Source organism: Brevibacillus sp. NPDC058079 (assembly GCF_042885155.1).
GTDB lineage: Bacteria > Bacillota > Bacilli > Brevibacillales > Brevibacillaceae > Brevibacillus.
In genome coordinates this window covers 277,231-289,864 of record NZ_JBHVSO010000006.1, presented here as the reverse complement: position 1 = coordinate 289,864, position 12,634 = coordinate 277,231, and the positions used below count along the sequence as shown (strand labels likewise).

The 12,634-nt window shown below is 47.6% G+C and carries 12 protein-coding genes; 8 read left to right on the top strand and 4 right to left on the bottom strand.

Annotated elements, in window-relative coordinates; genetic code table 11:
- The first annotated feature begins 331 nt into the window (after positions 1-331).
- The 5 genes from ACFVS2_RS19565 to ACFVS2_RS19545 all read left to right on the top strand — a co-directional run bounded on the left by ACFVS2_RS19565 (position 332) and on the right by ACFVS2_RS19545 (position 5,295).
- Complete coding sequence (locus ACFVS2_RS19565) at positions 332-1,087, top strand: metallophosphoesterase family protein (RefSeq protein WP_390236740.1); 756 nt, start codon at positions 332-334, stop codon at positions 1,085-1,087.
- Positions 1,088-1,217: 130 nt separating this feature from the next.
- On the top strand, positions 1,218-2,201 hold the full coding sequence (locus ACFVS2_RS19560; protein ID WP_390236904.1) for a polysaccharide biosynthesis protein: 984 nt from the start codon (positions 1,218-1,220) through the stop codon (positions 2,199-2,201).
- Positions 2,198-3,280, top strand: coding sequence for an undecaprenyldiphospho-muramoylpentapeptide beta-N-acetylglucosaminyltransferase (locus ACFVS2_RS19555; protein ID WP_390236738.1), 1,083 nt, complete (start codon positions 2,198-2,200; stop codon positions 3,278-3,280). Before ACFVS2_RS19560 ends, ACFVS2_RS19555 begins: the two co-directional genes overlap by 4 nt.
- Positions 3,258-3,905 carry a response regulator transcription factor gene (locus ACFVS2_RS19550; protein WP_069847091.1) on the top strand — a complete coding sequence of 216 codons (648 nt, stop codon included), beginning with the start codon at positions 3,258-3,260 and terminating at the stop codon, positions 3,903-3,905. Before ACFVS2_RS19555 ends, ACFVS2_RS19550 begins: the two co-directional genes overlap by 23 nt.
- The gene (locus tag ACFVS2_RS19545) at positions 3,886-5,295 is read left to right on the top strand and encodes a sensor histidine kinase (RefSeq protein WP_390236736.1); all 1,410 of its coding nucleotides are present in this window, start codon (positions 3,886-3,888) and stop codon (positions 5,293-5,295) included. Before ACFVS2_RS19550 ends, ACFVS2_RS19545 begins: the two co-directional genes overlap by 20 nt.
- A gap of 63 nt (positions 5,296-5,358) precedes the next feature.
- Here the strand turns inward: ACFVS2_RS19545 and ACFVS2_RS19540 are convergent, their stop codons facing one another.
- Positions 5,359-6,975: a DHA2 family efflux MFS transporter permease subunit gene (locus tag ACFVS2_RS19540; protein WP_390236734.1), complete on the bottom strand. Its 1,617-nt coding sequence runs from the start codon at positions 6,973-6,975 to the stop codon at positions 5,359-5,361.
- Positions 6,963-7,412, bottom strand: a complete 450-nt coding sequence (locus tag ACFVS2_RS19535; RefSeq protein WP_217367603.1) for a MarR family winged helix-turn-helix transcriptional regulator — start codon at positions 7,410-7,412, stop codon at positions 6,963-6,965. The genes ACFVS2_RS19540 and ACFVS2_RS19535 overlap by 13 nt, the downstream gene beginning before the upstream one ends.
- Positions 7,413-7,686: 274 nt before the next feature.
- On the opposite strand from ACFVS2_RS19535, the gene ACFVS2_RS19530 reads away from it, so the two are divergent.
- Complete coding sequence (locus ACFVS2_RS19530; protein ID WP_390236731.1) at positions 7,687-9,408, top strand: amidohydrolase; 1,722 nt, start codon at positions 7,687-7,689, stop codon at positions 9,406-9,408.
- A 132-nt stretch (positions 9,409-9,540) separates the two neighbouring features.
- Positions 9,541-9,999 (top strand): GNAT family N-acetyltransferase, encoded by a 459-nt coding sequence (locus ACFVS2_RS19525; RefSeq protein WP_390236730.1) that lies wholly within the window; start codon positions 9,541-9,543, stop codon positions 9,997-9,999.
- Between the two features lie 90 nt (positions 10,000-10,089).
- Here ACFVS2_RS19525 and ACFVS2_RS19520 read toward each other — a convergent pair whose 3' ends face one another.
- Positions 10,090-10,803 (bottom strand): response regulator transcription factor, encoded by a 714-nt coding sequence (locus ACFVS2_RS19520; RefSeq protein ID WP_390236728.1) that lies wholly within the window; start codon positions 10,801-10,803, stop codon positions 10,090-10,092.
- A gap of 35 nt (positions 10,804-10,838) precedes the next feature.
- A complete protein-coding gene (locus ACFVS2_RS19515; protein ID WP_390236726.1) occupies positions 10,839-12,002 on the bottom strand; it encodes a sensor histidine kinase in 1,164 nt (387 codons plus the stop codon).
- 228 nt (positions 12,003-12,230) lie between these two features.
- Here ACFVS2_RS19515 and ACFVS2_RS19510 point away from each other — a divergent pair, with 228 nt between their 5' ends.
- Positions 12,231-12,614 (top strand): MarR family winged helix-turn-helix transcriptional regulator, encoded by a 384-nt coding sequence (locus ACFVS2_RS19510; protein ID WP_173618233.1) that lies wholly within the window; start codon positions 12,231-12,233, stop codon positions 12,612-12,614.
- The last annotated feature ends 20 nt before the right edge of the window (positions 12,615-12,634 follow it).

The following is a 12,634-nucleotide window of genomic DNA, read 5'->3' as shown; positions in this document are numbered from 1 at the left end:
CTCCTTGCAAAAAGGTGCTGCGCAGCTTTCCTTTTTGTGAAAAACGTCTCGGCGTTTTTCATGAAATGTAATCTGACCGCTTGCGGTCAAACAAAACGGACGAAACCATTTTGTTGTTCACTACTATAGACGATGAGGAGAGGAAACCCCTCTCAAACTTTTTTCATGAAATTTGAAAATGGCATAGGAAGAGGATGCCTCTCTTCGTTTGATAGAAGGGCATCCTCTTGATCTGTCACGTATGCCGCCATCACTTAAATGGAGCAGGAAATCTACATAATTTTGCAGTAATACTATAAGCATAGATGCTTCGAATTTCGTAAAGGAGTATATGACCTTGAGCCAATCCAACCATTCCATCGCGGTGATCTCTGACATACACAGCAACGCCTATGCATTGGAAGCTGTGCTGCACGACATTGATTCCCGCGGTATTCAAACCATTGTGAACCTGGGCGATACGTTGTTTGGCCCGCTTGATCCGATCAAAACGGCAGAGCTCTTAATGGAGCGATCTACTATCACCCACATCATGGGTAATTGTGACAGATACTTACTGGAAGAGCAAATGGAGTCCATCACGTTCGAATACGTGAAGCCACTGCTGACACAAGAAATGCTCAGCTGGATCGGATCATTCCAAAAGCAGTGGACGTATGGCGATCTCTTGTTTTGCCACGGCACACCTTTTGCCGATGATGTGTATTTATTGGAGAATGTCGCTCCATATGGGATAGAAGACAAAAGCGCAAATGCCTTAATGATCGAGCTGACCGGCATTCAGCAGCAGGTCATTTTTTGCGGACACTCTCATGTGCCCAAATCCGTATGGCTGCCAGATGGCAAGCTCGTGGTAAACCCGGGGAGCGTTGGGTTGCCAGCGTATTTTGAGGAAGCGCCGTACCCGCATTCGATGGAATCGAAGACGCCCCATGCCAAGTACGTCACGGTAAAACAACAAGGCGGCTCGTGGCTGGTCGAGCACGTATTGGTTCCTTATGATTTCGAGCAGGCAGCTAGAAAAGCTGAGGAAAACGGTCGTAGAGACTATGCCCATGCGATCCGAACGGGAAGAGCGGAGCTGTAAGGACAAAGTGACGTTAGAGATCGTATCTGGCGTCATTTTTTTCGTTTCTACGAAGATTTGTCATACTGGTGTAACACACGACCTCTACGATATTCATGTCAGTCACATGAATGCTTCGGAGGTACAGCAGATGAAAAACAAAACCATTTTAATAACGGGTGGTACAGGTTCTTGGGGTTGGGAGCTCGTGAAGCAACTCCTGCCGCAGCAGCCAAAAGAAATCCGTATTTTTTCACGCAATGAAGCACTACAAGTAGAAATGAGCCATCATTTTCAAGATAAACGACTGCGTTTTATGAATGGAGACATTCGGGATCAGGAGGAATTGATGCAGGCGTGCCAGCAGGTCGATTATGTGTATCATCTTGCGGCATTGAAGCATGTCCCGATTTGCGAAAACCAACCGTATATTGCCTTCAAAACAAACGTGATCGGCACGCAAAATGTCATCGAGGCTGCCATTGCCAATCGTGTGCAAAAGGTCATCTACGTCTCCACAGACAAGGCTTCCAATCCTTCCAGTACGTATGGGATGACCAAGGCGATTGGGGAGCGGCTGATCATTCAGGCCAACACGCGGGATGTTAGTACCCGGTTTGTTTGTGTGCGAAGCGGCAATGTTTTGGGATCGACAGGCAGTGTGATTCCCCTTTTCAAAAGCCAATTGCAACAAGGTTTGGATCTTGGGGTGACAGATGGGCAAATGACGAGATTTTTCTTGAGTCTGGAAGAGGCGATCCACCTGCTCTTTACGGCTACGCATAACAGCCTGGGCGGGGAAACCTTTGTACTGAAGATGCCCTCTTGCCGGATCATGGATATAGCAGAGGTCCTCAGAGAAGAGGCAGGAGCACAGGGCAGCCGTATTGTCACCATCGGGATGCGCCCGGGTGAAAAGCGATATGAAATGCTGGTGTCCGAGATGGAAAGCGACAGAGCGATTGACTTAAACGACCAATACTTTGTCATCCTGCCTACTTTTCCACAAGAAGAGCTGCAAGCGTATTACGCTGCCTATCAGAGTGTCGACTTTTCCAGCTTCCATTCCGAGTCGATGGTCATGACCAAGGAAGAGACGAGAGCAATGCTGCGGGCAGGAGGTTTCCTGTCATGAAGACCACTTTGTTTACAGGCGGCGGTTCTGCCGGGCACGTAACAGGCAATCTCGTCATGATCCCTAAATGCTTACAAGAAGGCTGGAGCGTTCACTATATCGGCTCTGAGACAGGAATAGAAAAACAGCTTGTAGAAGCACAGAAAGCAGTACAGTATCACAGTATCTCGACTGGAAAGTTGCGGAGGTACTTCTCATGGAAAAACGTAACGGATGTTCTCCAGGTGCTCCGCGGTATCTTTCAAGCCTATTTCTTGATACGAAAAATAAAGCCGGATGTCGTGTACTCGCTGGGGGGCTTCGTCTCGGTTCCCGTCGTGCTCGGTGCCCGCATGAACAAGATCAGGACCATCATTCATGAACCAGATGTGCATATGGGGCTTGCCAATCGGCTTTGCCTACCTTTTGCAGATACAGTATGCACGACCTTTGCGGAAACAAAGAGAAAGCTAAACACCGAAAAAGCGATCCATGTCGGGCCGCTCATCAAGGAGTCGCTCAAGGCTGGCCAGCGTCTGCGCGGAATCACCGCCTGCGGGTTTCATGAAAAGCAGCCCGTGCTGTTGATCATGGGAGGAAGTCAAGGGGCCGAGACGATCAACCGTGTCGTTCGCGAGGCGCTGCCGAATCTGCTGTCCCAATTCCAAGTCATTCACATATGTGGGCAAGGAAAGGTCGATTACTCTGTTCATTACCCGGGCTATAAGCAGTACGATTTCGTAGGAGAGGAATTGGCTGATTTATTGGCAGCTGCCGATGTGGTTGTGTCTCGGTCTGGTTCCAATGCGATTTCTGAATTACTCGCCTTGCAAAAGCCGATGCTTCTCCTCCCGCATACGAACGGGGGAGCACGTACAGGTCAACTCGTGAACGCCCAAAACTTTCAAGCTGCGGGTTACGCAGATGTACTTTTGCATGAACAGATGACAGCACAGATGTTTGTGGCGAGAATCCTTGCCCTGTACAAAAATCGCGAGACTTATCTGGCGAAAATGAGGAAAAATAAGGATGAAAGAGCAGTCGACAAGGTGTGGGCATTGATAAAAGGAGCTGCGCATGAACATTTTGATCGCGGATGATGAAGAATACATGGTCAAAATCGTGAAAGCCTACTTCGAAAAAGAAGGCTTCACTACATATACCGCCAAAGATGGGCAAGAAGCGCTCAATATGGTGTACAACGAACAAATCGACCTGGCGATCCTGGACTGGATGATGCCTCAAGTAAGTGGCATCGAGGTATGCAAGGAAATCAAGGCAAACAGTACCGTAAAAGTCTTGATGCTGACTGCCAAAGGGGAAATCGATGACGAGCTTCACGCCTTGCAAGCGGGAGCCGACGATTACGTACGAAAGCCGTTTGACCCGAGAATCTTGTTAGTGCGTGCCAAAAAGATGCTGCATCTGGATGGGCAGTACACGTTTGGACAGATCAAGGTGGATTTGGAGGCGCAAAAAATATACCATGCTGGACGAGACCTACATGTGACCAACAAGGAATTCCAGCTCATGAAGTACTTTGTGCAGCATGAAGGGAAAGTATTGACGCGAAAAGCCTTACTCGATCATGTGTGGGGATTCGACTATTTCGGTGAGGAAAGAACCGTGGATACTCATATTCGCCGTTTGCGAGAGAAGATCGGCGATAACTGGATAAAAACACATCGAGGGATGGGGTACAGTTTTGAAAATCCGGATAAATAAGATGGGGCGGCGGCTGTTTGTGCAGATTGCCATTGTGGTCGCTGTCGTGTACGTCTTGTCTTTTCTCATTAACACGTTCTTTTTGCCGAAGTATTTTTTGTATGAGAAGAAAAATACGTTGTCCGCGATTAGTTCCCAGATAGAAGAATTCACAGCAGATGCTCTGCAAAAAGAGATCGAACGGCTTGAAAATGAATACCGCGTCACGATAGTGTATGCTTCGTATACGGGAAGCAACGATGATTTGAACGAAGCTCTGCGCGCTCTTTTTGCCCAAAAAGGATTGCCGCTCAGCAAGTTCTGGGTCACCGAGGAGAGTGTCGCTTCCTTACAGGATGGAGAATACGTAAACAAGCTGTATATGCAAGAAAAATTGAAATCGAATGTACTCGTCCGGTTCATGATGAAGGAGCAAGTGGTTTTCGCGATCAGTGAATCGGTTGCGTATTCCAGTGATACGATTCGCATTGTGAATCAGTTCAATACGTATATTTTTCTGGGGGCGTTGCTCTTGACCGTTGTCGTGGGCGGGATGTTTGCCAAACGGATGATTGACCCACTTGCACAACTGAAGGATACGGCGGAGGAGATTTCGAATCTGCGTTTTCAAAAGGCAGACATTCGGACGGGCGATGAGATGGAGGAATTGGCGCAGAGCATTAACCGGATGAGTGACAAGCTCCAACGCGCTCACGAAGAGCTGGAAGCGAGAAACCGGAATCTGCGTACGTTTATTTCGGATATTTCCCATGAGTTAAAAACACCACTAGCTCTAATTAAGGCGTATACAGCGGGTATCAAGGATGGCCTGGATGACGGGACCTTCCTGACCGTCATTGAAAAACAGACATACGGTATCGCGGAGTTGGTCAATAAGCTGTTGGAATTGTCCCGCTATCAAACGGATCAATATTCGTTTACGGCCGTCTCTCTTCATGCTGTGCTGGAACAAACCTTGGAGAAATATCAGTTGCTTATCCAACAGGAAGCAATCCAGCTGACGATCCAGAAGGAATCGGATGCGGATGATTGTGTGTGGGCTGATCGTGACAAGCTGGAAATGGTGCTCGGTAATCTGCTTGGCAATGCTGTCACGTACACGACAAATGGACGCATTGATATCTCGATCAGACAGGCAGGGGATACGGTCGTTTTTTCGATCAAAAATGGGGTCGGACGTATAGACGCCGCGCAATTGAAGCAAATCTGGGAGCCATTTTATGTGATCGAGCAGTCTCGCAGCAAACAGCTTAGCGGAACGGGACTAGGACTATCCATCGTCAAAGCCGTGCTGGACAAACATCAGGCTCAGTATGATGTGCAGATAGAAGGGGAGGAGATTGTGTTTGCTTTTACCTTACAGGGGTGTTCCGTGGGGGGAGAGAAGTAATTCGCGAGCAAATCGATACACCATGAAAAAAGGAAGAGGACAAGTGCCCTCTTCCTTTTCCTATTAAGCCTTTCCTGCTTCGCCCTCCTGCTTCTGTCCCATCTTCCCACTACGCAGTGGAACTTCCTTCAGGAACAGCGCGATAATGACAGCGATACCCGCTACGATCGCTCCAGTCAAAAACGTAGTCGTAATCCCATAACTCATCGCTTCCCGGATCATATCCAGCATGTGAGTAAACAGCGGTTGCAAATCCGGTGGAAGACTAGCCAACGTGGCTTCAATTTTCGGCTGATCCAACAAATTTTGCGGATTCGTAAAGAGCGCCAGCTTCTCTGCCAGAGCAGGGTCAGCTGCTGCGGGATTGTTCCCTTGACCCATGGCTCCCGACAGTTGCGTCATTTTCGCTGACATGCTGGCACTCATGACGGTTCCCATAACAGCAATTCCAATGGTCCCACCGAGGTTACGGAAGAGCTGCGACGTTGCCGTAGCGACACCCAGTTGCTGCGGTGCGACTGCATTTTGCACGGTTAAGGAGAAGACCGGCATAGCAATCCCGATCCCCAAACCGAGAATGATCATGTAGATCACGAGCAAGTAAATCGGTGTGGTTGGCGACATGAAATACATCAGCACCATGCCCAAGGTCATGACGAGAAGTCCACCCAGCGCCATCTTTTTATATTTTCCTGTCTTGGTCATGATTTGTCCGGCGATTGCGGAGGTTGCAAGCATGGCAATAGACATTGGCATCGCCACATAACCAGCCATAGTCGGAGAGATGCCTTTGACCCCTTGGACAAAGAACGGCACATAAATGATTGCGCCCATCATCCCCGCGTTGAGGAAGAATCCGACCAGATTGGAGACAGTAAAAATACTGTTTTTGAACAAGCCCAGCGGAAGTACAGGCGTTTTTATTTTCATTTCAATCATAATAAACACGATCAACGCAATGATTGTGGCGGCAAACAAACCAATAATTTGCCACGAGCCCCAAGCGTATTTGCCCGGACCATTTCCTGCCCATGAGAAGGCAAGCAACATTGGTACGATGGTAAGCGTCAGGAACAGCGAGCCGAAGTAGTCGACAGACTCTCCTTCTTGCTTCGGTACCTTCGGGAAATGAATCATGATCAATAGGAAGGCAATTACGCCAATCGGCAAGAAGATCCAGAACACCCAGTGCCAGTCGAGATGATCGACGATATAGCCGCCCATCAGAGGACCAAGCACACTGGACACGCCGAAGACGGCACTCATGACACCGCCCCATTTTGCACGCTCGCGAGGTTCGTACAGATCACCCATGGCGGTAAAAGCAGTGGACATGATGATCCCGGCACCCGCCCCTTGAATGCCACGATACGTAATCAGTTGAAAAATATCGGTGGAAAACCCGGATAACAAGGCTCCGATACTAAACAATCCGATACCCGTTAAAATAAATGGTTTTCTTCCATATATATCGGAGAGCTTCCCAACCAGCACAGAAGCGACAGTTGAGGTCAGCAAATAAATCGTAATCGCCCACGAATAGTAATCCATGCCACCCAGCTTCGAAATAATACGCGGCATGGCAACCCCGATAATGGTCTGGTTGATCGCGGCGAAAAACATGGCCGTAATAATCGCGATCATAATCGTCACTTTCTTTTTGTCTGTTAGCTGTTGCAATCTTGATGCTCCTCTCTTTGTTGCTCTATATTCTTCAGAACCTGATGATAGATGCGGACTAAGTGCTGCTTGTCTTCATCTGATACGCCTGCAAAAAACTGTTCAATGGTATTTCTCACGATGGTTTTATATTGCCGTAGGATTTCTCTTCCTTGATCGGTTATGTCCAGTTGCACGACGCGACGATCCGTACTGTCGCGATTTCTCGTGGCATAGCGGCAAGCAATCAATTTATCAGCGAGACTCGTAACGGCTCCGGGGGTAATATTCATACGTTCTGCAATAGAAGATGCCTTCTGCGGACCGTTCATATCTAGAATTCGCAAAAGCATGGCTTGTGATCCTGACACGAGTGGGTCCAGACGCTTGTGTGACTCAGCCGAAACTTTTCGTTGGAGTTGTATATAAAGTTCTTCAAAATTGACCTGGCTTTGCATGGTACCCTCTCCTGTTTTTACTATTTAATTATATATGGCGTTAAATGTTTACCCCCTAAAACATTTACGAGTATACAATGACTCATCTATCGTAGTCAAATTAACCTTTTACCAATTTGACCAATTCAGGTGGTCATTATGTGACTGATTTCGGCATAAATCGGGGAAAAATACTAATTTTCGACCGGATTTCATGGAATTTTCAGAGTTGCGATGCTACAATCGGTTTTGGCATTCTTTTCATCTTAGATAAATAGATAGGTGGGATTTTAACGTGTTTGGGAAAAAATTAACCTGCGCATTGCTCGCCACAGCGCTGATGAGCCCGATGTCGGCTTTTGCAGCGCAAGAGACAAAACAGCCAGCAGATGTCGTGCTAACCAACGGCGCGGTCTACACAGTGGACACGAAGAACAGCTGGGCAGAGGCCGTGGCCATTCGCGGTGACGAAATCGTCTTTGTCGGCGCAGATGAATATGCAAAAGCACACATCGGCAAGGATACGAAAGTAATCGATCTGAAAGGCCAAATGGTGCTGCCTGGCTTTATCGACAGTCATACGCATGCGAGCAAAACGACGGGACTCATTTTCTCCATCGATTTGTTTGACGGAGGCTCTGTCGAGGAATACGTTGCAACCATCGAGAAATTCGTAAAAGAGCGTCCAAACGAACCAACATTGCAAGGACGCGGCTGGAGCAATCCGGTAGTGCCTGGTATCGGTCCGCGCAAGGAAGTATTGGATAAGATCGTTCCAACGACTCCAATCGCGCTGACCTCGGATGATGGACATTCTTTGTGGGTGAACTCGGCGGCAATGAAGCTGGCCGGAATCAAGAAAGACACGCCAAATCCTGAGGGCGGCATTATCGAGCGCGATCCGAAAACAGGAGAACCATCTGGAACGTTGCGTGAAAGCGCAATGGATCTGGTACTGTCAAAAATGGGCGGATACACCGTACAACAATACAAGTCCGGAATTGAAGCTTACCAAGAAAAAGCGGTTGAACGCGGTGTAACGACCGTGCGCGACCCGGATATGCTGCGCTATCCGAACGTACTGGAAGCATACGAGGAGCTCGCGAAAGAGGACAAGCTGACCATCCGCTTCCGCAATGCTTTGACAGCGAATCCGGAAAAAGGACCTGAGCAGGTCGCAGAATTCGTGAAAATCCGTGAGCGCAATCAAAACCCGCTATTCCAAGTCAACGCCGTTAAGATCTTCTTGGATGGTGTCGTAGAAGGTGCTACAGCTTACTTAGAAAAACCATATGTCCATAAAGAAACAAACGGAGAATTAATCTGGAAGCAAGAGGTTTACAATCAAACAGCTGCCGCAGTAGACAAGGCAGGCTTCCAATTGCACGTCCATTCCATCGGGGACGCTTCTACCCGCATTGCACTGGACGGTATGGAGCTCGCTGAAAAACAAAATGGCAAGCACGATGCTCGCCACTCGCTCGTTCACTTGCAACTGGTCAATGATAAAGACATTGAGCGCTTCAAAAAGCTGGGTGCAGTCGGAATCGTGCAGCCGTTCTGGTTTATGCAGGAAGAGGGCTACTACGATGAGATCGAAGTACCGTACTTGGGTCGCGAACGCGCAGAAAAAGAATACCCGATGAAGAGCTTCCTGAATAAAGGGGTGCATGTAGCTTCTTCGTCTGACTACATTGTAACGCCAGAATTCAATCCACTGCACGGCATTCAACAAGGCATTACGCGGATCGAGGACGGTGTAACCGATCCGAGCAAAATTGCCAACCCAGACGAGCGTGCGACGCTTGCGGAAATGATCGCCAGCTTCACGATTGATGGTGCTTACGCCAACCACGTGGATGACATCACAGGCTCGATCGAAGTCGGCAAGAAGGCAGATCTCATCGTGCTCGATAAAAACTTGTTTAAAATTCCGGTCACTCAAATCAAGGATGCGAAAGTTGTGCTGACCTTGGTTGAAGGGAAGGAAGTCTATCGTCAAAAGGAAGCAAAGTAAGAGGGGAAAATGGTCGTCCGTTGCGATGACCATTTTTTTGTGCGTGAGGGCGGGAAGGATTCTTTTTGTACGTGAAGAATCAGGTAAACGCTAGGTGGTTTACAAATATTGTATATAAACGGGAGGGTCAAGATGAACATCCGCAGAGCAAAAGGATATGAAGCAAGCGAACTGAGCGAACTAGCCTATCGCTCCAAAGCTTATTGGGGATACAGCGATGAATTCATGGAGGCCTGTCGCGACGACCTGACGCTATCACCTGTCTATATCGAGAAACACGAAGTATATGTGCTAGAGGATGAGGGCAGCATCAAGGGCTTCATGAGTCTGGAAAAGGATGCAGAGCAAGAGCAGTGGCTATTAGGCTTTTTGTTCATGGAACCGGAGGCAGTAGGAAAAGGTTACGGAAAGGCTCTGTGGCAGCATATGGTGGAGGTGGCACAAAAGCTGGATATCCCAGTCATCACCATCCACAGTGACCCGTACGCAGAACCGTTTTACTTGTCGAGGGGAGCAAAGCGAGTAGGAGAAATCGCGTCTACCGTGTTCTCAGGAAGAGTATTGCCGTTGTTGGAAGTGGAGATCGGATAGGCACGGAGTATGGACTAGCTGCCGTCTATTTCAATCAGCATCAACGCTCAAGCATGGTTTATGTGCTTGGGTTTTTTTGCGTTTCCTTCCTTATTTCACGATTTTATACCGGATCGCCTTCGCAACTGCCTGTGTACGATCTTCTACGCCCATTTTCTGCAAAATCCGATGGATATGCGTCTTGACGGTTCCCTCGGCGATGAGCAAGTGCTGCGCAATTTGATCGTTCCGTTTGCCGTAGGATAGCTGCTCTAATACGTCCTGCTCTCGATCGGTCAACTGATCTAACATGACAAGAGGGGGAAGCACAGAGTCAGCAGCAGAGTCAAAATGAGGGGAAGACTTGTGATTATTTTGTTGAAACTGTAGAACCTCCGCTAGAGCCTTGGCAGCAGTAGCCGTGTAGAAAAGTGCCTCTCCCTGATGGGCTCTGCGAATGAGGTCCAACATATCCTGTGAATCGGAATCCTTTAGCATATAGCCGACAGCACCTGCGCGAATACCGTCTACGATGTAATCGTACGTGTCAAAGGTTGTGAGGATTAATACTTTTATCGAAGGATGGAGGCGAGTGATTTCTCGGGTTGCATCGATTCCTGACATGTTCGGCATCTGTACATCCATTAAGACTACATCAGGAATGATTTCTCCTACGAGCTTCACGGCTTCTTCTCCATTGGAAGCCTCCCCGCTTACTTCCATATCCTTCTGCATTTTTATGACATACCCCAATCCTTGACGGATCATCGTTTGGTCATCGACCAGGACCACACGAATGGTCTCTTTTTTGTTTTGATTTACCATGCTGGCATTCCTCCGTATATATCGCTATTTGCTTATCAAAGCGGAAAGCTGATGTCAATTTGAAAGCCGTGGGGCGCTCGAATGGAATAGGAAAGGTCTCCATTTAATTGCTTGGTTTGTTCTGCGATACCTGTTAAACCAGAGCCCAGTTTGATTTGATGATGATTCGTAATATTCCCATTGTCCCAAATAGCCAGGAATAGGAAGTTTTGCTTTTTTTCAATCGTGATGAAAATCTCTGTTGCATCCGAATGTCGAATGGAATTGGTAATCGCTTCTTGGAGAATCCGGTAAAGCGTAATGGTCATCTGCTGTGAGAGCGGAATATCTGGATTGGGACTGATCAACTGCATTTTGATGTCGGTATGCTGTTGGGCTCGTGATAAGAGTATACGCAGCGGTGTGATTCCCAGAGAGGATTTGTCTGCGGCTAATGTATGTACAGACGAGCGTATATCATCGAGGCTTTGCTTGGATACCGAAAGCATGTCTCGCACAGCCTCCTGTGCGTCACTGGGGCCGCCTTGTAGCATGTATTTCAAGGCATTCAATTGAACGATTAACGATGTGAGACTGTGTCCCAAGGCGTCGTGAACATCGCGGGCGATTCTGGTCCTCTCCTCCAGGACAGCGGCACGGAGTGTATTCACAGAGGCTGCTTGAAGTTCAGAATGAGCTTCCTGAAGTTCAACATGCGCCTCTTGCAATTGTTTAAGATGCTGCTGACTCGATTCCTTTGCTTGATTTTGAAGAGATAATCCTCGTGCACCTATATACCATCCGATATAGGCCACGACATAACCGATTACCTCCTCAAAAATATAGTCTTTATAAAAGAACATGTATGAAAAGGAGCATGTGCCAAAAAAAATCGCATAGTACAATCCGCGGCGTTCAAGAATGTGAAATCCAATAAAAGCTACCAATGGCAAGGATAGACCGATCTCTTGCCCTACATATAGAACCTTTATAAATGACACGGTACCAAGAACGATAATGGCGATGTCTTTTTGAAAAGGTCTCCAATTTTTTTTGGGTCTGAGAAACACCAGCAGGAAGCAGAAGATGATGATCAGAGAGATGATAAAGGGAATGGTGGGTTCATGCATGTAAGCAGTTGGAATGAGAAAAAATGAGATCAATACAAAAAAACAAATGAGCAGGAAACGGGAGCGTATAGATGCAGTTGAAGCGTTCAAGAAGACAACCTCCTTTCTTGGAATACGTAACCATTATAGTTTCATTTTAGCATGCACTGTCGTCTATCTCCGGGTGTACGGTCTTCTATCTCTGGATAGATAAAATCAAATTCCACAATTTGACTACTCGATAGACTTCGGGGACGAATCGTATAAGTACAATTTGATCTGTGGAGGGGAACACCCCAAACGATAGTCCGAAAAATAGAGAATGGGTAGGAGGCTTTTATGAACGAACTGTTTCAGTTAGCGAAGATTCTACGGGAAACGAGCACCGTGTTTTCCACGCTTTCCATGCAAGCATTGGATTCAAGTGATATTACCTGGCAACAAGTTCTCATTCTGGAGCAAATCGCGATCAGCCCGAAAACAATGGGAGAAATCAGCAAGGCGATTGATCTTTCGTATAGTACGACCTCAGGTTTAATCAATCGGTTGGAACAGATGAACTTGGTGCGCAGATTTCGTGATAAATCGGATCGGAGAATTGTGTGGGCAGCATTGACGGAGCGTGTGCCAGCGAATTGGACGGGACAAGAAGGGAGTGCTAGCACACCTGCATCGCTGCATTCCTTGCGCGCGCTTATTTTGGAGAAAGAAATACTGAGCTGAGATGCTGAGTTCCCTACAAA